The sequence below is a fragment of the Ramlibacter tataouinensis genome, from assembly GCF_001580455.1.
GTDB classification, from domain to species: domain Bacteria; phylum Pseudomonadota; class Gammaproteobacteria; order Burkholderiales; family Burkholderiaceae_C; genus Ramlibacter; species Ramlibacter tataouinensis_B.
The window spans coordinates 2,139,346-2,161,751 of the sequence record NZ_CP010951.1 but is presented as its reverse complement, the minus strand read 5'-3'; the positions used below and the strand labels follow the sequence as shown (position 1 = coordinate 2,161,751).

At 68.4% G+C, this 22,406-nt stretch carries 21 protein-coding genes and 1 riboswitch; of the genes, 11 read left to right on the top strand and 10 right to left on the bottom strand.

Annotated elements, in window-relative coordinates; translation table 11 throughout:
- Nucleotides 1–37: 37 nt before the first annotated feature.
- The 4 genes from mnmE (at nucleotide 38) to UC35_RS10405 (ending at nucleotide 5,339) form a co-directional block, all read left to right on the top strand.
- Nucleotides 38–1,426 (top strand): tRNA uridine-5-carboxymethylaminomethyl(34) synthesis GTPase MnmE, encoded by a 1,389-nt coding sequence (gene mnmE, locus UC35_RS10420; RefSeq protein ID WP_061498979.1) that lies wholly within the window; start codon nucleotides 38–40, stop codon nucleotides 1,424–1,426.
- A 229-nt stretch (nucleotides 1,427–1,655) separates the two neighbouring features.
- Complete coding sequence (locus UC35_RS10415) at nucleotides 1,656–3,818, top strand: prolyl oligopeptidase family serine peptidase (RefSeq protein WP_061498977.1); 2,163 nt, start codon at nucleotides 1,656–1,658, stop codon at nucleotides 3,816–3,818.
- Nucleotides 3,819–3,927: 109 nt separating this feature from the next.
- The gene (locus UC35_RS10410) at nucleotides 3,928–4,419 is read left to right on the top strand and encodes a Crp/Fnr family transcriptional regulator (protein ID WP_061498972.1); all 492 of its coding nucleotides are present in this window, start codon (nucleotides 3,928–3,930) and stop codon (nucleotides 4,417–4,419) included.
- 173 nt (nucleotides 4,420–4,592) lie between these two features.
- A complete protein-coding gene (locus UC35_RS10405; RefSeq protein ID WP_061498969.1) occupies nucleotides 4,593–5,339 on the top strand; it encodes a hypothetical protein in 747 nt (248 codons plus the stop codon).
- Nucleotides 5,340–5,348: 9 nt separating this feature from the next.
- On the opposite strand, the gene UC35_RS10400 is transcribed toward UC35_RS10405, so the two are convergent.
- Nucleotides 5,349–7,337: a monovalent cation:proton antiporter family protein gene (locus UC35_RS10400; protein WP_061498968.1), complete on the bottom strand. Its 1,989-nt coding sequence runs from the start codon at nucleotides 7,335–7,337 to the stop codon at nucleotides 5,349–5,351.
- A gap of 51 nt (nucleotides 7,338–7,388) precedes the next feature.
- On the opposite strand from UC35_RS10400, the gene UC35_RS10395 reads away from it, so the two are divergent.
- From UC35_RS10395 to UC35_RS10380, 4 genes are all read left to right on the top strand, one after another.
- Nucleotides 7,389–8,366 (top strand): KpsF/GutQ family sugar-phosphate isomerase, encoded by a 978-nt coding sequence (locus tag UC35_RS10395; protein WP_061498965.1) that lies wholly within the window; start codon nucleotides 7,389–7,391, stop codon nucleotides 8,364–8,366.
- 104 nt (nucleotides 8,367–8,470) lie between these two features.
- Entirely contained in the window at nucleotides 8,471–9,013 is a 543-nt protein-coding gene (locus tag UC35_RS10390) for a KdsC family phosphatase (RefSeq protein ID WP_061498961.1), read from the top strand.
- A gap of 13 nt (nucleotides 9,014–9,026) precedes the next feature.
- A complete protein-coding gene (lptC, locus tag UC35_RS10385) occupies nucleotides 9,027–9,683 on the top strand; it encodes an LPS export ABC transporter periplasmic protein LptC (RefSeq protein ID WP_227820522.1) in 657 nt (218 codons plus the stop codon).
- A gap of 7 nt (nucleotides 9,684–9,690) precedes the next feature.
- On the top strand, nucleotides 9,691–10,467 hold the full coding sequence (locus tag UC35_RS10380) for an SDR family oxidoreductase (RefSeq protein WP_061498956.1): 777 nt from the start codon (nucleotides 9,691–9,693) through the stop codon (nucleotides 10,465–10,467).
- 83 nt (nucleotides 10,468–10,550) lie between these two features.
- On the opposite strand, the gene UC35_RS10375 is transcribed toward UC35_RS10380, so the two are convergent.
- Nucleotides 10,551–11,021 carry an RNA recognition motif domain-containing protein gene (locus UC35_RS10375; protein WP_061498953.1) on the bottom strand — a complete coding sequence of 157 codons (471 nt, stop codon included), beginning with the start codon at nucleotides 11,019–11,021 and terminating at the stop codon, nucleotides 10,551–10,553.
- A gap of 342 nt (nucleotides 11,022–11,363) precedes the next feature.
- Complete coding sequence (locus tag UC35_RS10370) at nucleotides 11,364–12,566, bottom strand: ammonium transporter (RefSeq protein ID WP_061498949.1); 1,203 nt, start codon at nucleotides 12,564–12,566, stop codon at nucleotides 11,364–11,366.
- Between the two features lie 118 nt (nucleotides 12,567–12,684).
- Nucleotides 12,685–12,854, top strand: a riboswitch (yybP-ykoY riboswitch).
- Between the two features lie 39 nt (nucleotides 12,855–12,893).
- On the opposite strand from UC35_RS10370, the gene UC35_RS10365 reads away from it, so the two are divergent.
- The 3 genes from UC35_RS10365 (at nucleotide 12,894) to metW (ending at nucleotide 15,442) form a co-directional block, all read left to right on the top strand.
- Nucleotides 12,894–13,454 (top strand): TMEM165/GDT1 family protein, encoded by a 561-nt coding sequence (locus tag UC35_RS10365; RefSeq protein ID WP_061498946.1) that lies wholly within the window; start codon nucleotides 12,894–12,896, stop codon nucleotides 13,452–13,454.
- Nucleotides 13,455–13,583: 129 nt separating this feature from the next.
- Nucleotides 13,584–14,861: a homoserine O-acetyltransferase MetX gene (gene metX / locus UC35_RS10360; RefSeq protein WP_082793011.1), complete on the top strand. Its 1,278-nt coding sequence runs from the start codon at nucleotides 13,584–13,586 to the stop codon at nucleotides 14,859–14,861.
- Nucleotides 14,858–15,442, top strand: coding sequence for a methionine biosynthesis protein MetW (metW, locus tag UC35_RS10355; protein WP_061498943.1), 585 nt, complete (start codon nucleotides 14,858–14,860; stop codon nucleotides 15,440–15,442). Before metX ends, metW begins: the two co-directional genes overlap by 4 nt.
- A 114-nt stretch (nucleotides 15,443–15,556) precedes the next feature.
- Here the strand turns inward: metW and UC35_RS10350 are convergent, their stop codons facing one another.
- The 7 genes from UC35_RS10350 to UC35_RS10320 form a co-directional block, all read right to left on the bottom strand.
- Entirely contained in the window at nucleotides 15,557–16,390 is an 834-nt protein-coding gene (locus tag UC35_RS10350) for an aldo/keto reductase (RefSeq protein ID WP_061498941.1), read from the bottom strand.
- A 109-nt stretch (nucleotides 16,391–16,499) separates the two neighbouring features.
- Entirely contained in the window at nucleotides 16,500–17,768 is a 1,269-nt protein-coding gene (gene frc / locus UC35_RS10345; protein WP_061498938.1) for a formyl-CoA transferase, read from the bottom strand.
- Nucleotides 17,769–17,882: 114 nt separating this feature from the next.
- Entirely contained in the window at nucleotides 17,883–19,415 is a 1,533-nt protein-coding gene (locus UC35_RS10340) for a tripartite tricarboxylate transporter permease (RefSeq protein ID WP_061498935.1), read from the bottom strand.
- Between the two features lie 34 nt (nucleotides 19,416–19,449).
- A complete protein-coding gene (locus UC35_RS10335; protein WP_061498932.1) occupies nucleotides 19,450–19,971 on the bottom strand; it encodes a tripartite tricarboxylate transporter TctB family protein in 522 nt (173 codons plus the stop codon).
- 19 nt (nucleotides 19,972–19,990) lie between these two features.
- On the bottom strand, nucleotides 19,991–20,998 hold the full coding sequence (locus UC35_RS10330; RefSeq protein WP_061498929.1) for a Bug family tripartite tricarboxylate transporter substrate binding protein: 1,008 nt from the start codon (nucleotides 20,996–20,998) through the stop codon (nucleotides 19,991–19,993).
- Between the two features lie 296 nt (nucleotides 20,999–21,294).
- Nucleotides 21,295–21,531 (bottom strand): hypothetical protein, encoded by a 237-nt coding sequence (locus UC35_RS10325; protein WP_061498927.1) that lies wholly within the window; start codon nucleotides 21,529–21,531, stop codon nucleotides 21,295–21,297.
- A gap of 106 nt (nucleotides 21,532–21,637) precedes the next feature.
- Nucleotides 21,638–22,357 (bottom strand): TerC family protein, encoded by a 720-nt coding sequence (locus UC35_RS10320; RefSeq protein WP_061498924.1) that lies wholly within the window; start codon nucleotides 22,355–22,357, stop codon nucleotides 21,638–21,640.
- Nucleotides 22,358–22,406: the final 49 nt, after the last annotated feature.

Below are 22,406 nucleotides of genomic sequence, written 5' to 3'. Positions count from 1 at the left end.
ATCGCGAGCACCCGTTCGCACGCGCTAGCATCCCCCCATGTTCGCCGGCCACAACGACCCCATCGTCGCCATCGCCACCGCACCCGGTCGCGGTGCCGTCGGCATCGTGCGCGTCTCGGCCACAAGCATCGCGCCCGTCATCGAGGCGGTGTGCGGCCGTTCGCTCAAAGCCCGCGAGGCCACCTACCTGCCTTTCCTGGCCGCCGACGGCAGCGCGATCGACCAGGGGCTGGCGATCCACTTTCCGGCGCCCAACTCCTACACCGGCGAGGACGTGCTGGAGCTGCAGGCGCATGGCGGCACGGTGGTGCTGCAGCTGCTGCTGGCGCGCTGCATCGAAGTCGGCGCCGCCATGGGCCTGCGCGTGGCGCAGCCGGGCGAGTTCACCCGGCGCGCCTTCCTCAACGACAAGATCGACCTGGCGCAGGCCGAGGCCATCGCCGACCTGATCGAGGCCAGCACCGAAGCGGCCGCGCGCTCGGCCAGCCGCTCGCTGGCCGGCGAGTTCTCGCGCGAGATCCACGCCCTGCGCGACGCGCTGATCCACCTGCGCATGCTGGTGGAGGCAACGCTGGACTTCCCCGAGGAAGAGATCGACTTCCTGCAGCAGGCCGACGCCGAGGGCCAGCTCACCCGCCTGCGCGAGACGCTGGCCGGCGTGATGCGGCGGGCGCGCCAGGGCGCACTGCTGCGCGAAGGCATCAAAGTGGTGATCGCCGGCCAGCCGAACGCGGGCAAGAGCTCGCTGCTCAACGCCCTGGCCGGCGCCGAGCTGGCCATCGTCACCCCGATCCCGGGCACCACCCGCGACCTGGTGAGCCAGACCATCCAGATCGAGGGCGTGCCGCTGCACGTGATCGACACCGCGGGCCTGCGCGAGAGCGCCGACCATGTGGAGCGCATCGGCATCGAACGGGCCTGGGGCCAGATCGCAAGCGCCGATGCGGTGCTGTTCCTGCACGACCTGACCCGCGCCGACACGCGCGACTACAAGGACGCCGACGCCGCCATCCGCAAGCTGCTGGCCGGCAAGGTGCCGCCGTCGGTGCCGGTGTTCGAGGTGTGGAACAAGGTCGATGCGCTGGGGGGCGAGGCGCACACTGGGCGCGGCGACCATGTGGTCGCCATCTCCGCCAAGACCGGCCAGGGCCTGGATGCCCTGCGGCGCCAGCTGCTCGAGGTGGCCGGCTGGCAGGCCGCGCCCGAGGGCGTGTACATCGCGCGCGAGCGCCATGTGCAGGCGCTGCGCCGGGTCGACGAGCACCTGCGCGAGGCCGCGGCGCGGATGGCGCAGCAGGCGCAGGCGCTGGACCTGCTGGCCGAGGAACTGCGGCTGGCGCAGAACGCGCTCAACGAGATCACCGGCGAGTTCGGCGCCGACGAACTGCTCGGCGTGATCTTCTCGTCCTTCTGCATCGGCAAGTGAACACCCAGTCCGCTGGATCATTGAAATGGCACCCCAGGGACGCGCGAGACGGGATGCGATGCAAGGCGCGAAGCGAAGCGATGCCCGGTGGCATCGCGAGCATTCGCAACACCGCAGCGCGCCCGTGTCGCGTGGACAGCGGGGGGCGATTTCAGTGATTCAGTGGACTAGTGAGTTGCGTGGGGGCCACTAGAATCCGCCCCACCTCACAAAGGCTTCATCCAGCAGCATGACCCCAGCGTTCGGCGCCGCGCGATCCGCGGCAGCTTTCACCCTCTTCGCCCTCGCCTGCACCGCCTTCTCCGCGCCGCTGCCGGCGCGCGACGTGCCCGAGACCCTGCACGGCGTCACGGTGCACGACCCCTATCGCTACCTGGAGAACATCAAGGACCCGCAGGTGCAGGACTGGCTCAAGGCCGAGGGCCTGCGGGCCCGCCAGGCGCTGGACCAGATTCCGGGGCGCGAGGCGATGGAAAAGCGCATCGCCGAACTGTCGGCCGGCAGCGGCGACAGCCTGGGCGAGATCGTGCGCATGCCCGGCGGCAAGACCTTCTACCTGAAGCGCGCGCGCGGCGAGCGGCAGTACAAGCTGGTGCTGCGCGAGGGCGGGCACGAGCGGGTGCTGGTGAATCCGCAGGCCGAGGCCGACCGCACCGGCATCGCCCACGCGATCAACTACTTCGTGCCGTCCTGGGACGGCCGGCACGTGGCCTACGGCCTGTCGGCCGGCGGCTCGGAGGATGCCTCGCTGCACATCATGGAAGTGGCCAGCGGCCGGCGCGTCGGCGATCCGATCCCGCGCGTGCGCGAGCCCAACGTGAGCTGGCTGCCGGACAGCCGCTCGATCACCTACAACCAGCTGCGCGCGCTCGGCCCCGAGGACGCCGACACCGAGACCTACCTCGACTCCAGCGTGATGTGGCTCAAGCTGGGCGAGCCGGCGTCGCAGGCGCGCGCGGTGTTTGGCCCCACGGTCACGAAGCAGCTCGGCCTGGACCGGCTGGACGTCGGCGGCATCGTGTTCGCCCCCGGCAGCCGCTGGATGGTGGCGCGCACCACCGACACCACCCAGCGCGAGAGCTCGCTGTTCATCGCCCGGGTGGAAGAACTCGGGCGGGGCACGCCGGCCTGGAAGCGCATCGCCGCCTTCGACGACAAGATCGTCGAGATCGAGCTGCAGGGCGAGCACCTGTACTACCGCACCCGGCAGGGGGCGCCGCGCTATCGCATCATGAAGCTGGACCTGCGCGCGCCCGAGCTGGCGCGCGCACAGGAACTGGCCGTGCCGCCCGAGGGCGGCGTGATCGAGAGCTTCGCGATGGGCCGTGGCGAAACGCTGATGGCCTCGGTGCGCGATGGCACCGCGATCAAGCTGCGCCTGTACGGCGCCGGCGATCGCCGGGGCCAGGCGGTCAAGCTGCCGTTCGTCGGTGCCGCGCGGCTGCACGACGATCCGGCGCATGCCTACGGCGACTGGCTCTACACGCTGTCGGGCTGGACCCGGCCACCGCAGACCCTGCGCCTGGCCGGCGGCGTGTCCACCGATGCCGGCCTGCGCCCGCCCGCCAAGCTGGCGGCGGGGCCGGCGATCGAGATCGTCGATGTGAAGGTGCCCAGCCACGACGGCGCGCTGGTCCCCATGACCCTGATCTACAAGAAGGGCCTCAAGCGCGATGGCGGCAACCCGACGCTGCTCACCGCCTACGGCTCCTACGGCCTGTCCGAGACGGCCAACTTCAATCCGGCCCGGCTGGCCTGGCTGGAGCGCGGCGGCGTGCTGGCGATCGCCAACGTGCGCGGCAGCGGCGTCTACGGCGAGCCCTGGCGCATGGCCGGCTTCAAGGCCAGCAAGCCCAACACCTGGAAGGACGGCGTCGCCTGCGCCCAGTACCTGATCGCGCAAGGCTACGCCTCGCCCAGGACCCTGGCCGCCATGGGCACCAGCGCGGGCGGCATCTTCGTCGGCCGCTCGGTGACCACGGCGCCGCAACTCTTCGCGGCGGCCATCTTCAATGTCGGCGTGATGGACGCGGTGCGGGCCGAAGACAGCGCCAACGGCATCACCAACATCTCCGAGTTCGGCAGCTATCGCAACCCGCGCGAATTCCCTGCGCTGCTGGAAATGAGCACCTACCACCAGATCCGCGACGGGGTGCCCTACCCGGCGGTGCTGCTGGTTCACGGCATGAACGACCCGCGGGTGGACGTCTGGCACAGCGCCAAGGCGGCGGCGCGCCTGCAGGCTGCCAGCAGCAGCGGCAAGCCGGTCCTGCTGCGCCTGGACGGCCAGGCCGGCCACGGCGTGGGCAGCACCGCCACCCAGCGCAACGCGCTGTGGGCGGACATCTACAGCTTCCTGCTGTGGCAAATGGGGAAGGCGGGCCCCCAGTAGTCGCCCAGGCGACGGAGCAGCTGGTTACAAGTTCGCCAAGGTCGTATCAGGTGTAAAAGCGCGTGAGCTTTATTGCCTCAAGCTCAGCGGGAGCTTATGTTCACCGGGCATGAATGCCCCGCTGCGCAACCCGATCAAGTTTGAAGTCCAGAGCCTGGTGCAGGCCATCACCCACAATCACTCGGGAGACAGCTTTGCACCGACGCTGACGGCCGCCCAGTGGGACATCCTGGGCAGCTACCTGCAACCCTTCGCCTTCAACCGCGGGCAGGTACTGATCGCGCAGAACGGGACGGACCGCACGCTCTACCTGGTGGAGTCGGGCAACCTCAGCGTGCACTACGAAGACAGCAAGGGCCGGGTGCGCATGGCCATGGTCGGCCCCGGCTCGGCCGTGGGCGAAGGCGGCTTCTTCAGCCGCCAGCCGCGCACCGCGACCGTGCAGGCGGCTCTGGCCAGCAAGGTCTGGTGCCTGACCTCCATGCGCTTTACCGAGCTGAGCAACCGCAACCCGCAGATTGCGCTGGAAATCGCCATGGCGCTGGGCGGGCTGGTGGCGCGCCGCCTCGCCAACAAGCCGCGCCGCATCGCGGTGGTCTGAGCACGCCCCTTCGCAAGCCTGAAGCTCGAAAACTTCACGGAAAGCGCCGCAAATCTCGCTCAACCGTGGTCAAAGGACTGCCTTCCTGAGCACTTTTTCTGCTCGGCGGCTACACTGGCTGCGTGGCCACCCCGTGCCGCGCCATCTCGCATTGCCTCGCCTGAAAGCCTGACATGTCCCTGCTCAGCTGGATGTTCCCCGCCAAAAGCCCGGCCAAGCCCGCCGCTGCCCCGGAAAGCTCCGGCATCTCGAACATCGACCCCACCCGCCCGGTGATGCGCGGGCGCGAGCTCCCCGCCAGTAACGCCCAGGCGGCCAACCGCAAGGGCGAGCGCATGGCGCGCCGCGAGCTGCTGTACGGCGTGGTGCGCGAGGCCATGATGCGCGCCGGCGTGCTGTCGGCCAGTTACAAGTTCAAGGTGCTGTCGCTCGACGGCCGCGGGCGCCAGTTCCTGGTGATGATGGACCTGACGCGCGAGAGCGGCATGGAGACCCACCTGTTCGCCGAGACCGAGGCCATGATCGCGCAGGCGGCCAAGGCCCGCCACAACATCCTGGTCACCGCCGTGTACTGGCGCACCAACGAACACGTGGCCGTCGGCGATCCCAAGGCAGCGGTCGAGCCGCAGCCGCCGGTGGTCGAGTCGGCCCCGGCGCCGCTGGAGCCCCAGGCGGTGACGCGCTCCAAGTACGAGCCCATCCGCGAGGACGAGGTCGCCGCCTTCAAGCGCGCCATGGCCACCGGGGTGGCCAATCCCGCCGCAGTCGCCGCGGCGGCGGTCGGCGTGGCGCACGGCGCCGCCGCCGCCGACAAGCAAGGCCCGCACAGCTACACCCTGCTCACGGGCTTCGAGGACACCGAGCTGAGCGAGGCCGACGGCCAGGAGCTGAGCGGCACGCAGTACGGCGCGCTCAGCTAGGCCGTCGCCCTAGGAACCTTTCAGCAGCCGTTCCTCGGCGAAGGCCAGGCGGTCGGGGCGGCCCGACAGCACCAGCGTGTCGCCCTCCTCCAGGCAGGGATTGCCGTCCGGGTCCACCGCCTTGCCGCTGACGCGGCGCAGGCTCACCAGGCGTACGCCCAGGGTGTGCAGCGCCATCTCCGCCACCTGGCGCCCCAGCGAGGCCGCATCCAGCGGCAAGGTGACGGTGGACAGCCGCTCGTGCTCGAAGTCCTCCGAGGTGTCGTCGTCTGCGCCATGGAAATACCCGCGCAGCAGGTTGTAGCGGGCGTCGCGCTGGTCCTGCACGATGCGGATTACGCGCCGCATCGGCACCCCCACCAGCGCCAGCGCATGGCTGGCCAGCATCAGCGAGCCTTCGATGAGCTCGGGCACGACTTCGGTGGCGCCGGCGGCCTGCAGCCGCTCGAGGTCGCGGTCGTCCTGGGTGCGCACGATCACCGGCACCTGCGGCGCGTGGCCGCGCACGTTGGCCAGCACCTTCATCGCGCTGGCAACGTCGATATAGGTCACCACCACCGCGCTGGCGCGCGCCAGGCCCGAGGCCACCAGCGCCTGCAGCCGGGCCGCATCGCCGAACACCACCGAGTCGCCGGCCGCGGCGGCCTGGCGCACCCGGTCCGGATCGAGGTCCAGCGCCATGTAGGGGATGCCCTCGCCCTCCAGCATCCGGGCCAGGTTCTGGCCGCAGCGCCCGTAGCCGCAGATGATCACGTGCTTGTTGGCGTTGATCGACTTGCGCGCGATGGTCGTCATCTGCAGCGACTGCATCATCCAGTCGCTGGACACCAGCTTCATCACGATCCGGTTGGAATACATGATGACGAAGGGCGTGGCCAGCATCGACAGCACCATGCTGGCCAGGATGGGGTTGAGCAGCGAAGCCGGCACCAGGTGGCCCTGTTGCGCCAGGGTCAGCAGCACGAAGCCGAATTCGCCGGCCTGGGCCAGGTACAGGCCGGTGCGCAGCGACACCCCCATGGCCGCGCCCAGTCCGCGCGCCAGCGCCGTGACCAGTGCCAGCTTGAACAAGACCGGCACCGAGGTCATGAGCAGCACCAGGGCCCAGTGCTGGGCCACCAGGCGCAGGTCGAGCATCATGCCGATGGAGATGAAGAACAGGCCCAGCAGCACGTCGTGAAAGGGCCGGATGTCGGTTTCCACCTGGTGTTTGAACTCGGTCTCGGAGATCAGCATGCCCGCGATGAAGGCGCCCAGCGCCAGCGACAGGCCCGCCCATTCGGTCAGCCAGGCCAGGCCCAGCGTGACCAGCAGCAGGTTCATCACGAACAGCTCTTCGCTCTTGCGGCGCGCCACCAGGGTGAGCCACCAGCGCATCAGGCGCTGGCCGCCGGTGAGCAGCAGGGTGATCACGGCCGCGGCCTTGAGCGCCGCGATCCCCAGGGCCATCAGCAGGCGCTCGGGCGGGCTGCCCAGCGCCGGGATCAGCACCAGCAAGGGCACCACCGCCAGGTCCTGCAGCAGCAGCACCCCCATCACCCGCTTACCGTGCTCGGACTCCATCTCCAGCCGGTCAGCCATGAGCTTGACGACGATCGCCGTGCTGCTCATCGCCAGCGCGCCCGACAGCGCCACCGCCGTCGTCCAGGGCATCTTCCACCAGGCTGGCGCCAGCGCGCCCAGCAGCAGCGAGCCGCCGGTGCCGAGCAGGATGGTCAGCACGACCTGGAACAGGCCCAGGCCGAACACATGGGTGCGCATCGCGCGCAGCTTGGGCAGGTTGAATTCCAGCCCGATCACGAACATCAGGAACACCACCCCGAATTCGCCGAGGTGCCGCACCTCTTCGGGCCGGTCGTCGAGGCCGAGCGCGTGCGGGCCGATCATGACCCCCGCCAGCAGGTAGCCGAGGATGGGCGGCAGCTTCAGGGTGCGGAACGCCACCACACCGAGCACCGCGGCTGCCAGGTAGATGAGGGCGATTCCAAGTGGGTTCACCCCTGGGATGCTACCAAGCAGAGGCAGCAAGGCTCTATAGAATCCAACGCCATGACATTGGACCGCGAGCGGGCACTGCGGCTCGCCCAGGAAACCTTCGACATCGAGGCCGCCGCGGTGCAGGGCCTGAAGCAGCGCACCGGCGAGGCCTTCGCCCGGGCGGTCGAGAAGATGCTCGCCGTGCGCGGGCGGGTGGTGGTCATGGGCATCGGCAAGAGCGGCCACATCGCCCGCAAGATCGCCGCCACCCTGGCTTCCACCGGCACCCCGGCGATGTTCGTCCACCCGGCCGAGGCCAGCCACGGCGACCTCGGCATGATCAAGCCGATCGACCTGGTGCTGGCCGTCTCCAACAGCGGCGAGGTCGACGAGGTGACCTCGCTGCTGCCGGTGATCAAGCGGCAGGGTTCGACCCTGATCGCGATGACCGGCAAGCCCGGGTCGACCCTGGCGAGCCATGCCGACATCGTGCTCGACAGCGGCGTCGAGAAGGAGGCCTGCCCGCTGCAGCTGGCGCCCACCGCCAGCACCACGGCCCAGCTCGCGCTCGGCGACGCGCTGGCCGTCGCCCTGCTGGACGCTCGCGGCTTCCGCAGCGAGGACTTCGCCCGCTCGCACCCGGGCGGCTCGCTCGGGCGCAAGCTGCTGACCCACCTGAGCGACGTCATGCGCACCGGCGAGGCGGTGCCGCAGGTGTCGCCCGATACCTCCTTCACCGACCTGATGCGCGAGATGAGCGCCAAGGGCCTGGGCGCGTCGGCGATCGTCGATGCGCAGGGCAAGGTGCTGGGCATCTTCACCGACGGCGACCTGCGCCGCCTGATCGAGAAGGGCGCGGACCTGCGCACCAGCACCGCCGCCGACGTGATGCATACCCAGCCGCGGACCATCCACCCCGACGCGCTGGCAGTCGAGGCCGCCCAGCTGATGGAGCAGCACCGCATCACCAGCGTGCTGGTGGTCGACGGCGACGGCCGCCTGTGCGGCGCAGTCAACAGCAACGACCTGATGCGCGCCAAGGTCATTTGAACGTGACCATGACCGCGCCACTCGTTGTTGCATTCCTAGCCAAGGCGTCCAGCCTTGGCGTCGTCGCGCGCCTGGATTGGCGTGGGTTCTGATCACGTTCGTCGATGACCCCCGCCCTGCAATTCGCGCCCGAACTGCTGCTGGCCGCCCAGGGCGTGCGGCTGGCCTTCTTCGACGTGGACGGCGTGCTCACCGACGGCGGGCTGTACCTGTCGGACCAGGGCGAGCCGCTGAAACGGTTCCACATCCTCGACGGCCTGGGCCTCAAGCTGATCCAGCAGGCCGGCATTACCCCGGTGGTGATCACCGGGCGCGATTCGCCGGCCCTGCGCGCGCGCCTGAAGGCGCTGGGCGTGACGCACGCGCATTTCGGCACCGAGGCCAAGCTGGCGGCCGCCGAGCAGTCGCTGACGCAGCTCGGCCTGGACTGGACGCAGGCCGCGGGCATGGGCGACGACTGGCCCGACCTGCCGGTGCTGCGCCGCTGCGCCTTCGCCTGCGCCCCGGCCAACGCGCATGCCGAGGTCAAGGCCGCCGCGCGCTATGTCACGCAGGCGGGCGGCGGCCACGGCGCGGCGCGCGAGTTCTGCGACTTGCTGCTGGTGGCCGGCGGGCGCTATGCCGCCTTGCTGGAGGCCTACGCGTGAAGCGGATTGCGCGGTGAGCACCGTGGCCGCGGCGGGACGCCCTTCCCCGGGCAAGCTGATTCGTGCCGGCTGGGACCGCATCGCGGTGTACCTGCCGGCGATCCTCATGGGCGCGATCGCACTGGGGAGCTACTGGCTGGTGCGCAACGCCCCGACGCTGGCCGACGTGCCGACCCCGGCGGCGCCCACGCACGAGCCGGACAACTTCATGCGCCGCTTCTCGGTGCGGACCTTCGACATGAACGGCCGCCTGAAAAGCGAGATCCACGGCACCGAAGGCCGGCACTATCCGGACACCGACACGCTGGAGATCGACCAGCCGCGCATCCGCTCGTTCAGCGCGCGCGGCGAGCTCACGGTGGCCAGCGCGCGCCTGGCCATCAGCAACGCCGACGGCTCGGAGGTGCAACTGGTGGGCTCGGCGGTCGTCCGGCGCGAGCCGGGCACCGGCGCCGGCGGCGAGCAGCGCGCCCGCCTGGAGATCCGCGGCGAATTCCTGCATGCCTTCCTCGATGCCGAGAAGGTGAAGTCGAACAAGCCGGTGGAACTGATTCGCGGCGACGACCACTTCACCTCGGACGGCCTGGACTACGACCACACCGACCAGGTGCTGGAGTTGAAGGGGCGGGTCCGCGGCGTCATCACGCCGCGCAACGCCCAGCAGCCCTGAGTCGCCCATGGACAAACTGGTCTTCATCACCGGGGCGTCCAGCGGCATCGGCCAGGCGCTCGCCTGGCGCTACTACCAGGCCGGCTGGCGGCTGGCGCTGGTGGCGCGGCGCACCGGCGAGATCGAGCAGTGGGCGCAGGCCCGGGGACTGGAGGCCGGCCGCTTCGCGGTGTACGGGGCCGATGTCGCGGACCCGCACAGCATCGTCGCCGCCGGCCGCGACTGCATCGCGCGCCAGGGCGTGCCCGATGCGATCATCGCCAATGCCGGTATCAGCATCGGGATGGACACGGCCATCCGCGAGGACCTGGACGTCATGGCCCGCACCTTCGCCATCAACAACACCGGCCTGGCTGCGACCTTCCATCCCTTCATCGCGGCGATGGTGCAGCGCGGCTCGGGCGCGCTGGTGGGCATCGGCAGCGTGGCGGCGATCCGCGGGCTGCCGGGGCACGGCGCGTACTGCGCCAGCAAGGCCGCGGTGGTGAGCTACTGCGAGAGCCTGCGCGGCGAGCTGCGCCCGGCCGGCGTGAAGGTGGTGACGATCAGCCCCGGCTACGTCGACACGCCGCTGACCCGATCGAACCGCTACGCCATGCCCTTCCTGCTGCAGCCGGAGGAATTCGCCGAACGCGCGTTCCAGGCCATCGAGGCGGGCGCGAGCTATCGCGTCATTCCCTGGCAGATGGGCGTGGTCGCCAAGCTGCTGCGCCTGCTGCCCAACGCGGTGTACGACCGCCTGCTGGCCAACCGGCCGCGCAAGCACCGGCAGACGGCGGCTTAGTGTCCTGTCCCACAGGACACTACGCGCAATGAAAAAGGCCCTCGATCCGAGGGCCTTGTCATTCGCGCTAAAGGGCGCAGGGCTTAGTAGCCGCCGCGGTTGCCACCGCCGCCACCGCCGCGCGGGCCGGAGCCATAGGGGCTGCGGAAGCCGCCGTCGCCGCCGCCACGACCGCCGTAGCCGCCGCCACCGCCGCCGCCTTCACGACGGCCACCGCCGCCGCCGTAGCCGCCACCACCACCACCGCCGCCGCCGTAGCCGCCGCCACCACCGCCGCCGCCGTAGCCGCCGCTGCGCGGGCGCGATTCCATCGGGCGCGCTTCATTCACGACGACGCTGCGGCCGCCGAGGGACTGGCCGTTCATGCCGTTGATGGCCGCTTGCGCTTCCGCGTCGCTGCCCATTTCCACAAAGCCGAAACCCTTGGAGCGGCCGGTGTCGCGCTCCATCATCACCTTGGCGCTGGTGACGGAGCCGAACTGGCCGAACGCCTGCTCCAGATCGCTGTCGCGAACGGAGTAAGGCAGGTTGCCGACGTAAAGTTTATTGCCCATCGAGGGACTCCTGAAATGACGATGACTTGAGCGATGGAGTCCCGAAAACGCATTTCACTGGAATCTCGAGCGACGCGAAAACTGACCTATTCACCGCAATCCTTGGTGCCTGCTGCTGGCACGCTTTTCCATTATGAACAGGAATTTGACATCCGTGCACGCGGAAGGGACTGTCGGGTAGCGTCGTAAACCCTTAACCGTGCCTCGCGCACAAGTGAGTTGTGGCTGATTTGCCGCATTTTGCGGATGCACAACAAGCCGGTGCCCGAAAGTGAACGGCTTCCGTGGCCGCTCCGGCGCTCATCCGGGCGCATTTTTTCGGCTTAACTCATCAAGAAAGTCCTACCAATTCGCCTCGCGTTCGGGGGTCGCGCCGATCCGGTGGATGGCCAGGTCCGCGCCCTCGTGCTCCTCCTCGGCCGACAGGCGCAGCCCGCAGGACGCCTTGAGCGCGCCGTAGACGGCGAAGCCGCCGGCCAGCGCCCAGGCCACGCCGATCAGGGTGCCGATCACCTGTGCGCCCAGGCTGACGCCGCCCAGGCCGCCGAGGGCGCGCGCGCCGAAGATGCCGGCGGCGATGCCGCCCCAGGCGCCGCACAGCCCGTGCAGCGGCCACACGCCCAGTACGTCGTCGATCTTCCAGCGGTTCTGCGTCAGGGTGAACATGAAGACGAAGATCGCACCGGCGATCGCGCCCACGGCCAGGGCGCCGACCGGATGCATCAGGTCCGAGCCCGCGCACACCGCCACCAGCCCGGCCAGCGGCCCGTTGTGAACGAAGCCCGGGTCGTTCCTGCCCAGCGCCAGCGCGGCCAGCGTGCCGCCGACCATGGCCATCAGCGAATTGACCGCGACCAGTCCCGAGATCTTGTCGATGGTCTGCGCGCTCATCACGTTGAAGCCGAACCATCCCACGGTGAGGATCCACGCGCCCAGCGCGAGGAACGGGATGTTGGAAGGCGGATGCGCCGAGATGGCGCCGTCCTTGCGATAGCGGTTGCTGCGTGCGCCCAGCAGCAGCACCGCCGGCAGCGCGAGCCAGCCGCCCATCGCATGGACCACCACCGAGCCGGCGAAATCGTGGAACTCGGCCCCGGTCGCGGACTTGAGCCAGGCCTGCACGCCGAAGGCCTGGTTCCAGGCCACGCTTTCGAACAGCGGATAGATCACGCCCACCACGACGGCGGTGGCCACCAGCTGCGGGCCGAAGCGCGCGCGCTCGGCGATGCCGCCGGAGATGATCGCGGGGATGGCCGCGGCGAACGTGAGCAGGAAGAAGAACTTGACCAGGTCGTAGCCGTTGCGCGCGGCAAGCTGTTCGCCGCTGACGAAGAAGCTGGTGCCGTAGGCGATCAGGTAGCCGACCAGGAAGTAGGCCACCGTGGACACCGAGAAGTCCGCCAGGATCTTGACCAGCGCGTTGACCTGGTTCTTCTTGCGCACGGTGCCGAGTTCCAGGAAGGCAAAGCCGGCATGCATCGCCAGCACCATGATGCCGCCCAGGAGAATGAACAGGGCGTCCGATCCCTGCTTTAGTGCTTCCATTCGCCCCTCTTTGGAGATTGACTGTGTTGTCTTGGTGCGTGCGCACCCTTTGCGCCGCACTCGCACCACAACGAAGCAATAACTGCGCCAGAACTGTGCGAGGGCGGAGCGTCGGCTACAATCGAGGCAGTCATTGGGGAGTAGCCTCCCTTCATTCGAGAGGGCTTTCGCGTCAACAGACTTGGGCATCGCTGCCCATGGCGCAGGGGCATCGTCCACACCCGTGGACCCGCTTGGCGAGACCTTTGACTGTGCCGCTTCCGTTTTTGGCCGGGGGAGCGGCGCAGTCAATGCGTACTCGATCGCCGGCCCGGAACCCTCTTTTCCATGGAAGCTTTCCTCGTCTCCACCGGCATCGTCGCCCTGGCCGAAATGGGCGACAAGACGCAGCTGCTGTCGCTGGTGCTGGCCGCCCGGTTCCGCAAGCCCTGGCCGATCGTGCTGGGCATCCTGGCCGCCACCCTGGCCAACCACGCGCTGGCGGGTGCCGCCGGCGCCTGGGTCACCAGCGTGCTCGGGCCGCAGGTGCTGCGCTGGGTGCTGGGCGCTTCCTTCCTCCTGATGGCGGGCTGGATGATGATTCCCGACAAGCTCGACGAGGATGGCGACGCCAAGGCGCCGCGCTTCGGCGTGTTCGGCACCACGCTGCTGGCGTTCTTCCTGGCCGAGATGGGCGACAAGACGCAGATCGCCACGGTGATGCTGGCGGCGCGCTACTCGGTGTGGGCGCCGGTGGTGCTGGGCACCACGCTGGGCATGATGATCGCCAACGTGCCGGTGGTGTGGTTCGGCGAGCGGGTCACGCGGCGCGTGCCGATCCGGCTGGTGCACCTGGTGTCGGCGGTGATCTTCGCCGCGCTCGGGGCCGGTGCGTTCCTGACGGCGTGACGGCGGATTGATATACTGCCGCCCATAGCGCCGATTTGCTTCCGCTTGCGGGCGCTCAACAAGTTCAGCTAAAGACGAAGCCCCGGCAACCCGGCCTCGTGTTTAGCGATGCCGGGTTTTTTGTTTCTTATGCTGATCGCCAAGCCCCAGGCCATGCAGTTCGACGCGCCCTTGCCGCTGCGCTGCGGCGCGTCGATCCGCGGCTATTCGCTGGCCTACGAGACCTACGGCAGCCTCAACGCCGAGCGCAGCAATGCGGTGCTGATCTGCCACGCGCTGAACGCCTCGCACCACGTGGCCGGCGTGTACGAGGACCAGCCCGGCTCCGAAGGCTGGTGGGACACCATGATCGGCCCGGGCAAGCCGGTGGACACCGACCGCTTCTTCGTCATCGGCGTCAACAACCTGGGCTCCTGCTTCGGCTCGACCGGGCCGATGCACCTCAATCCCGACACCGGCAAGGTGTGGGGCGCCGACTTCCCGGTGGTCACGGTGGAAGACTGGGTCGACGCCCAGGCCCGGCTGCTCGACGCCCTGGGCATCCGCCGGCTGGCGGCGGTGATGGGCGGCAGCCTCGGCGGCATGCAGGCGCTGTCCTGGACGCTGCAGCACCCGGAGCGGGTGCGGCACGCGGTGGTGGTGGCCAGCGCCCCCAACCTCACCGCCGAGAACATCGCCTTCAATGAAGTGGCACGCCGGGCGATCGTCACCGACCCCGACTTCCACGGCGGCCACTTCTACGCGCACGGCGTGGTGCCCAAGCGCGGCCTGCGCATCGCCCGCATGATCGGCCATATCACGTACCTCTCGGACGACGTGATGAACGAGAAGTTCGGACGGCAGCTGCGTGATGGGATTGATCTGCGCGCCGCCGCCGGGCCGTCCCAAGGCGGCGCAGCCCCCTCGGGGGGCAGCGACCTACGCACAGCGAGGAGCGTGGGGGCCTACAAATACAGCACCCAGGACATCGAGTTCCAGATCGAGAGCTACCTGCGCTACCAGGGCGACAAGTTCAGCGAGTACTTCGACGCCAACACCTACCTGCTGATCACCCGGGCGCTGGACTACTTCGACCCGGCGCGCGAGCACGACGGCAAGCTGGCCAAGGCGCTGGCGGTGGCGCGCGCCAAGTTCCTGCTGGTGAGCTTCACCACCGACTGGCGCTTCTCCCCGCAGCGCAGCCGCGAGATCGTCAAGGCGCTGCTGGACAACCGGCGCGACGTCAGCTACGCCGAGATCGACGCGCCGCACGGGCACGATGCCTTCCTGCTGGAGGATGCGCGCTACCTAGGGGTGGTGCGCTCGTACTTCGATCGGATCGCGGCCGAGAACGCGGCGCCGCCGGCTGCTGGCGCCCAGTCCGAAGCCGCAACGGCGCCCGCGGCCCCTGTCGTGGAGGCCACATGAGCGATCGAGCGACCATGCTCTCCATCGCCCGCCTGGTGCCCGAAGGCTCGCGCGTGCTGGACCTGGGCTGCGGCGACGGCGCGCTGCTGGACCACCTGCAGCGCGAGCGCGGCTGCTCCGGCTATGGCGTGGAGATCGCCGACGACAACGTGCTGGCCTGCGTCAAGCGCGGGGTCGACGTCATCCAGCTCAACCTCGACGAGGGCCTGTCGATGTTCGACGACAGCTCCTTCGACGTGGTGCTGCAGGTGGACACGCTGCAGCACCTGCGCAACGCCGAGACCATGCTGGTGGAAACCGCCCGCGTGGGGCGCATCGGCATCGTCGCTTTCCCGAACTTCGCCCACTGGCCCAACCGCCTGGCGATCCTGCGCGGCCGCATGCCGGTGACCAAGCGGCTGCCCTACCAGTGGTACGACACGCCGAACATCCGCGTCGGCACCTTCAAGGATTTCGAGGTGCTGGCCACCAAGAACCAGCTGTCGATCCTGGACGCCTTCGGGCTGCAGGAAGGGCGTGAGGTGCGCCGGCTGCCGAACGTGCGCGCCTCGACGGCGGTGTTCAAGTTCGAGCGCGGTTGATCGGCGCGCAGCGCCCCCACCCCTGCCCTCCCCCGAAGGGGGAGGGGGCGATTCCCACCGGAGGAGGGATCCCGCTCCTCCCCCTTCCGGGGGGAGGCTGGGAGGGGGGCGACGTCAGATCATCGAGAGCGGCGTGGGCCCTTGCGGCGCGGGGAAATGCCGTCCCAGTTCCTCCAGCTGCGCCGCCGACAAGGGACGCGCCAGCGCGCCGGCGTTCTCCTCGACGCGCGCGCGGCTGCCGGTCTTGGGAATGGCGATGACGCCGTCTTGCGCCAGCAGCCAGGCCAGCGCCACCTGGGCCGGCGTGCTGCCGTGCCGGCGGGCGAACGCCACCAGCGCGCGATTCTTCAGCAGCCGCCCTTCGTCGAAGGGCGAATAGGCCATGACCGGGAGCCGGCGCTCGCCCAGCCGGGGCCGGAGGTCCCATTCGATGCCGCGTTCGCCCAGGTGGTAGAGCACCTGGTTGGTCTGCGCCGCCGGGCCGCCGGGCGTGCGCCACAGCGCCTGCATGCCCTCGAGGTCGAAGTTGCTGATGCCCCAGTGCCGGATCTTGCCGGCGCCTTGCAGCGCCTCGAAGGCCTGCACGGTCTCGGCCAGCGGCACCGCGCCGGGCCAGTGCAGCAGGTACAGGTCGATCGCCTCCACGCGCAGGCGCCGCAGGCTGGCCTCGCAGGCCCGGCGCATCGCCTGGCGCGAGGCGTGGTGCGGGTAGACCTTGCTGACCAGGAACACCTGGTCGCGCCGGCCGGCGAGGGCCTCGCCCACCAACTGCTCGGAGCGGCCGTCACCGTACATCTCGGCCGTGTCCACCAGCGCCAGGCCCAGGGCTATGCCGTGCTGGAGGGTGGCGATCTCCTCCTGGCGCCGGCTCGGGTCGTCGCCGACGTGCCAGGTGCCCTGGCCCAGGGCGGGCACGCTCTCGCCGCAGGGAAGTGCTATGCGTTTCATGCCTTCAGTATCGGGCGGGAGGCGGCCGGCCGTGAGCCGCCGCGCCAAAAGAAAAAGCCCGCGGCGCCTGCGTGAGCTGCAGGCACCGCGGGCGCGGGTGACGCCGGGGTCAGACCACGCCGACGGCGTGGAAGGTGGCGATCTGGTCCTTCGAATAGCCCAGTTCGCCCAGCACCTCGTCGGTGTGCTCACCGAGCAGCGGCGAGGCGGTGACTTCGGGCTTGAGGTCCGAGAACTTGATCGGGCTGCCGATCGTGTAGTAGCTGCCGCGCGTCTTGTGCGGCACTTCGACGATCGAGCCGCTCTTGCGCAGCGACTCGTCGCGCAGCAGTTCCTTCATGCTGAGCACCGGCGCGCACGGGATGTCGTACTTGCGGAAGATGTCGACCGCCTCGAACTTGGTCTTGTCCTTGATGAAATTCTCGATGGTGGCGAAGATTTCGTCGATGTGCGGCTGGCGGGCGCGCGGCGTGGTGTAGGCCGGGTCGGTCTTCCACTCGGGCTTGCCCAGCGCGTCGCAGATCGGTTCCCAGGCGTGGCCCTGCACCGTGAAGTAGATGTAGGCGTTGGGGTCGGTTTCCCAGCCCTTGCACTTCAGGATCCAGCCCGGCTGGCCGCCGCCGCCGGCGTTGCCGCCGCGCGGCGTCACCTTGTCGGCGAAGGCTTCCATCTCGTGCGGGTACTGCGGGTACTCCTCGAGGTAGCCGATCTTCTCCAGGCGCTGCTGGTCGCGCATCTTCACGCGGCACAGGTTCAGCACGGCGTCCTGCATCGAGACGGCAACCTTCTGGCCCTTGCCGGTCTGGTTGCGGCCGATGATCGCGGTGAGGATGCCGATCGCCAGGTGCATGCCGGTGTTGGTGTCGCCGAGCGCCGCCGCCGAAATGGTCGGCGGGGAGTTCTCGCCCTTCCACCAGCCGGTGGTCGAGGCGGCGCCGCCGGCGCACTGCGCCACGTTTTCGTAGACCTTCAGGTCCTCGTAGTGGTGGCCTTCACTGAAGCCCTTGACCGACGCGTGGATCAGCTTCGGATTGAGCTGCTGGATGCGTTCCCAGGTGAAGCCCATGCGGTCCAGCGCGCCGGGGCCGAAGTTCTCGACCAGCACGTCGAACTCGCTGATCATCTTCTCGAGCACCCGCTTGCCGTCTTGCGTCTTGGTGTCCAGCGTGATCGAGCGCTTGTTGCTGTTGAGCATGGTGAAGTACAGCGCGTCGACGTCGGGGATGTCACGCAGCTGCGAGCGCGTGACGTCGCCCGCGCCGGGGCGCTCCACCTTGATCACGTCGGCGCCGAACCATGCCAGCAGTTGGGTGCAGGCCGGCCCGGCCTGCACGTGGGTGAAGTCGATGATGCGGATGCCCGCCAGTGGTTTGCTCACGGTAAAAATCTCCTTGTTAATGCATCGGCCCTGCAGCGCCGGAAACCCATGGTAGGAACCGGGTTCCCGGATCGCTGTTGACCGCGGTCAATTTCCAAAAAAACTGGGTGGGGCTCAGTCGACCGGCTGTTCCTCGGGGAACGCCGCCTTGCTGCCGCCGCGACGCACCAGGGCGACCAGCTTCGAGATCAGCGGCCAGGCCAGCATCAGCAGGGCCAGCGTGGTGATCGAGCCGACCAGCGGGTTGGCCCACATGATCATCACGTCGCCTTGCGAGACCAGCATCGCCTGCCGGAACGAGTCCTCGGCCTTGTCGCCCAGCACCAGTGCGAGCACCAGCGGCGCCAGCGGGTAGTCCAGCTTCTTGAACACGTAGCCGATCACGCCGAACGCCAGCATCAGCCAGATGTCCAGCATCGCGTTGTGCACCGTGAAGGCGCCGATCGCGCAGATCACGATGATCACCGGCGCGATGATCGAGAACGGGATGCGCAGGATCGAGGCGAACAGCGGCACCGTCGACAGCACCACGAACAGGCCGGCCAGGTTGCCCAGGTACATGCTGGCGATCAGGCCCCAGACGAACTCCTTCTGCTCGACGAACAGCAGCGGTCCGGGCTGCAGGCCCCAGATCAGCAGGCCGCCCAGCAGCACCGCCGCCGTCGGCGAGCCCGGGATGCCCAGCGCCAGCATCGGCAGCAGCGCGCTGGTGCCGGCCGCGTGGGCGGCGGTCTCGGGCGCCACGACGCCCTCGACTTCGCCCTTGCCGAAGTTCGCGCCGTTCTTGGACATCTTCTTGGCCAGCCCGTAGCTCATGAAGGACGCAGGGGTGGCACCGCCGGGGGTGATGCCCATCCACATGCCGACCAGCGAGCTGCGCACCGAGGTCACCCAGTAGCGCGGCAGCTGCTTCCAGGTCTCCCACACCACCTTGGCGTTGATGCGCGCGGACTTGCCCGAGAAGCTCAGGCCTTCTTCCATCGACTGCAGGATTTCGCCGATGCCGAACAGGCCGATCACCGCGATCAGGAAGTCGAAGCCGCGCATCAGGTCAGGGATGCCGAAGGTCAGGCGAAGCTGGCCGGTCACCGTGTCCATGCCCACCGCTGCCAGCGCAAAGCCCAGCGCCATGGACACCAGCACCTTGAACGGCGAGCCCTTGCCCATGCCGACGAAGCTGCAGAAGGTGAGGAGGTACACCGAGAAGAACTCGGGCGCACCGAACTTCAGCGCGAACTTGGCGACCAGCGGCGCGAGGAAGGTGATCATCAGCACCGCGACGAAGGCGCCGATGAAGGAGGAGGTGAAGGCCGCCGTCAGCGCCTCGCCCGCCTTGCCCTTCTGTGCCAGCGGATAGCCGTCGAAAGTGGTGGCCACCGACCAGGGCTCGCCCGGTATGTTGAACAGCACCGAGGTGATGGCGCCGCCGAACAGCGCCCCCCAGTAGATGCAGGAGAGCATCACGATCGCCGAGGTCGGCGACATCGTGAAGGTCAGCGGCAGCAGGATGGCCACGCCGTTGGCGCCGCCCAGGCCGGGCAGCACGCCGATCAGCACGCCGAGGGTGATGCCCACGAACATCAGGCCGATGTTCATGGGCGTCAGCACCACCGCGAATCCCTGGAACAGGGCTGAGAGTTCTTCCATTTTGTTTGACTCCGGAAGGTATGTGCGCGCGGCTTCAGTAGCCGAGGAAGGCCAGCGGGTTCAGCGCGCCCTTGAACAGGGGCACCTTGAACCAGACCTCGAACATCGCGAAGAAGAAGGCGTTGACGATGACGCCCAACAGCACGCTCTTGACGATCGAATACTTGCCGAGCCACACCATGAAGACGGCAATGAAGATCGCCGAGGCGACGTACTGCCCGAGCACCATGATCGCCCCGACGTACACCATGGAGGGCAGCAGCACGGACAGCACGCGTCCCAGCTGCTCCTTGTCGACGAAGCTGCCCTTGTCGGCGTTCTTTGACAGCAGCGCCTGGTACAGGATGCCCAGGCCGCCGATCGTCAGGATGGCGCCGATGTAGAAGGGAAAGTAGCCCGGGCCCGGGCCGTCGGTGGTCCACGACGCGCCGAGCCGACGCGCCTCGAACATGACGACCATGCCCACGATGGTGAGCAGGGCAGCGACGACGGCGTCGACACTCGCATTGGTGGCGAGGGCGGCGCCCTCCTCGCCGTGCGGATCTTCATTAGCCATTTTCAGGTTTGCCTCTGGGTTATTGCTTGGGTGCGATGAAGCCGGCTTCGGTCATCAGCGTGCGGTGCTGGGCCTCGGCGGCGGTGAGCCACTTGCCGAAATCCGCGCCCGACATGGCCGTGGTGTTGAAGGCGCCCTTTTCCATGTATTCCTTCCAGTCGGGCGTCTCGCGCACCTTCTTCATCAGGTCCACGTAGTAGCTCAGCTGGTCGGGCGTCACGCCGGGCGCCATGAAGATGCCGCGCAGCATCACGTAGTCGGTGGACACGCCCGCTTCCTTGCAGGTGGGGATGTCGTTCCAGGACTGGGTGTCGGTGACCTTGGCCTTGTAGGGCATGCGCTCGTCATCGAACACGCACAGCGGCCGCAGCGAACCGGAGCGCCACTGGGCCACGGCCTCGATCGGGTTGTTCACCGTGGAGTTGATGTGGTTGCCCACCAGCTGCACCGCGACTTCGCCGCCGCCCTTGTAGGGCACGTAGATGAACTTGGTGCCGGTGGCCTTCTCGAGGCCGACGGTGATGATCTGGTCTTCCTGCTTGGAACCGGTGCCGCCCATCTTGAACTTGTTCGGGCCGGCGGCCTTGACGGCGGCGACGTACTCGCCCGCGTTCTTGTACGGCGTGCTGGAGTTCACCCACAGCACGAACTGGTCGAGCGCCATCATCGACACCGGCGTCATGTCCTTCCAGCTGAAGGGCACACCGGTGGCCATGGGCGTGGTGAACAGGTTGGACAGCGTGATGACGATCTTGTGCGGGTCGCCCTTGGCGTTCTTGATGTCGAGGAAGCCTTCCGCACCGGCGCCGCCCGACTTGTTGACGACGACCATCGACTCCTTCATCAGCTTGTGCTTGACGATGATCCCCTGGATGAGCCGCGCCATCTGGTCGGCGCCGCCGCCGGTGCCGGCGGGGACGACGAACTCCACGGGCTTGCTCGGTTCCCAGGCCCAGGCGGGCGAGGCGGCTGCCAGGGTGAAGCCGAACGCTGCCATGATTGCGCGCGAGATTTTTGCTGCTTTCATTGCGATGTCTCCTGAAGTGCTCCGATTGAAACGACCACGCGACATGCGGGCATCGTGGAGTGGGCAGATGGTCAAGCCGACGTTTTCAAAACGCCGTTGACCGCAGTCAAGAATTCGAAATCGCGTGCCGGCGCATTTTTTTGGCCGTTGACCGCTGTCAAGAACGTGAATCGCGCAGCGGCCCATGGCCGGGGAGCTGCAATGCAGCAATGAGAAAGGGCGCGGGAGAGTTGCCTCTCCCGCGCCCTTCGCGCGGTGCAGAATGAAAACGCCGTCGCGGTGGACGGCGTTTGGGATCAGCTCAGCCCGACCCTGGCAGCCTGGTGGCGCAGCACGGCCGCGCGCGCAGGCCGCGTCGCTTCGATGCGGCTGGCCTCGACGTGCAGCTTGCGCATGGCCTCGACCTCGGCGACGAGCTTGCCGGGGCGCAGCAGTGCGGCGATCAGGGCCGAAGCTTCCCGCGCCAGCCGGTCGAGCACGCGGCGCGTGCGCGGCGATCGGGCGGCTTCGTACAGGGCATGGAACGTATGCAAGATGACTCCCAGTCAATGGATGAACTGGGAGTCATTTTACTAGGGTAAACCCTTGGCCCTTTGTCGTGGATCAGGCAGCCTTATCCACGACGGTGACCACGGGAGATCACAGCGATTTCGTCGAGAACTTCTGCTGCAACCCGGCGCGGGCGGCATGGGCACGCGCCTTCAGCATCTTCCCGATCGCCACCACGCACACGGCCCCAGCCACCGCGCCGGCATAGTGCAGCCAGCCGTTGGCCGTGGCGTAGTCTTTCAGGATGGCGTCGCTGACGATGGTTTCGCCGCCCACCCAGCCGATCAGGGCGGCACCCAGCACGACGATGACCGGGAAGCGCTCCATCAGCTTGATCATCAGCGTGCTGCCGAAGATCACCAGCGGGATGCTGATCGCCAGGCCGATGATGAGCAGCGTGGTGCTGCCCTGGGCCGCGGCGGCCACCGCGATCACGTTGTCCAGGCTCATCACCAGGTCGGCGATCAGGATGGTGCGCACGGCGGCGCTGAGCGAGCCGTAGCTCTTGGCCTCGCCCTCATCGTCGTCGTCCTCCTCACCCAGCAGTTGCACCCCGATCCACAGCAGCAGCAGGCCGCCGACGATCTGCAGGTAGGGCAGCGCCAGCAGCTGGACCGCCACCACCGTGAGCACGATGCGCATGACCACGGCAGCGCCCGAGCCCCAGAGGACGGCCTGGCGCTGTTGGTGCGGCGGCAGCGAGCGCGCCGCCATGGCGATCACCACGGCGTTGTCGCCCGACAAGATGATGTTGATCCAGATGATCTTGACCAGCCCGATCCAGAAGTCGGGCGTTTGCAGCATTTCCATGAGGTAGTGACTCCAGCTCTGTTATGAATATGGAAAAAGCGCCCAGAAC

Excerpts from the sequence above, each read along its gene's own strand:
- mnmE (WP_061498979.1), top strand. The coding sequence starts at position 38 with ATGTTCGCCGGCCACAACGACCCCATCGTCGCCATCGCCACCGCACCC.
- UC35_RS10415 (WP_061498977.1), top strand. The coding sequence starts at position 1,656 with ATGACCCCAGCGTTCGGCGCCGCGCGATCCGCGGCAGCTTTCACCCTC.
- UC35_RS10410 (WP_061498972.1), top strand. The coding sequence starts at position 3,928 with ATGAATGCCCCGCTGCGCAACCCGATCAAGTTTGAAGTCCAGAGCCTG.
- UC35_RS10405 (WP_061498969.1), top strand. The coding sequence starts at position 4,593 with ATGTCCCTGCTCAGCTGGATGTTCCCCGCCAAAAGCCCGGCCAAGCCC.
- UC35_RS10395 (WP_061498965.1), top strand. The coding sequence starts at position 7,389 with ATGACATTGGACCGCGAGCGGGCACTGCGGCTCGCCCAGGAAACCTTC.
- UC35_RS10390 (WP_061498961.1), top strand. The coding sequence starts at position 8,471 with ATGACCCCCGCCCTGCAATTCGCGCCCGAACTGCTGCTGGCCGCCCAG.
- UC35_RS10380 (WP_061498956.1), top strand. The coding sequence starts at position 9,691 with ATGGACAAACTGGTCTTCATCACCGGGGCGTCCAGCGGCATCGGCCAG.
- UC35_RS10375 (WP_061498953.1), bottom strand. The coding sequence starts at position 11,021 with ATGGGCAATAAACTTTACGTCGGCAACCTGCCTTACTCCGTTCGCGAC.
- UC35_RS10370 (WP_061498949.1), bottom strand. The coding sequence starts at position 12,566 with ATGGAAGCACTAAAGCAGGGATCGGACGCCCTGTTCATTCTCCTGGGC.
- UC35_RS10365 (WP_061498946.1), top strand. The coding sequence starts at position 12,894 with ATGGAAGCTTTCCTCGTCTCCACCGGCATCGTCGCCCTGGCCGAAATG.
- metX (WP_082793011.1), top strand. The coding sequence starts at position 13,584 with ATGCTGATCGCCAAGCCCCAGGCCATGCAGTTCGACGCGCCCTTGCCG.
- metW (WP_061498943.1), top strand. The coding sequence starts at position 14,858 with ATGAGCGATCGAGCGACCATGCTCTCCATCGCCCGCCTGGTGCCCGAA.
- UC35_RS10350 (WP_061498941.1), bottom strand. The coding sequence starts at position 16,390 with ATGAAACGCATAGCACTTCCCTGCGGCGAGAGCGTGCCCGCCCTGGGC.
- UC35_RS10340 (WP_061498935.1), bottom strand. The coding sequence starts at position 19,415 with ATGGAAGAACTCTCAGCCCTGTTCCAGGGATTCGCGGTGGTGCTGACG.
- UC35_RS10335 (WP_061498932.1), bottom strand. The coding sequence starts at position 19,971 with ATGGCTAATGAAGATCCGCACGGCGAGGAGGGCGCCGCCCTCGCCACC.
- UC35_RS10330 (WP_061498929.1), bottom strand. The coding sequence starts at position 20,998 with ATGAAAGCAGCAAAAATCTCGCGCGCAATCATGGCAGCGTTCGGCTTC.
- UC35_RS10320 (WP_061498924.1), bottom strand. The coding sequence starts at position 22,357 with ATGGAAATGCTGCAAACGCCCGACTTCTGGATCGGGCTGGTCAAGATC.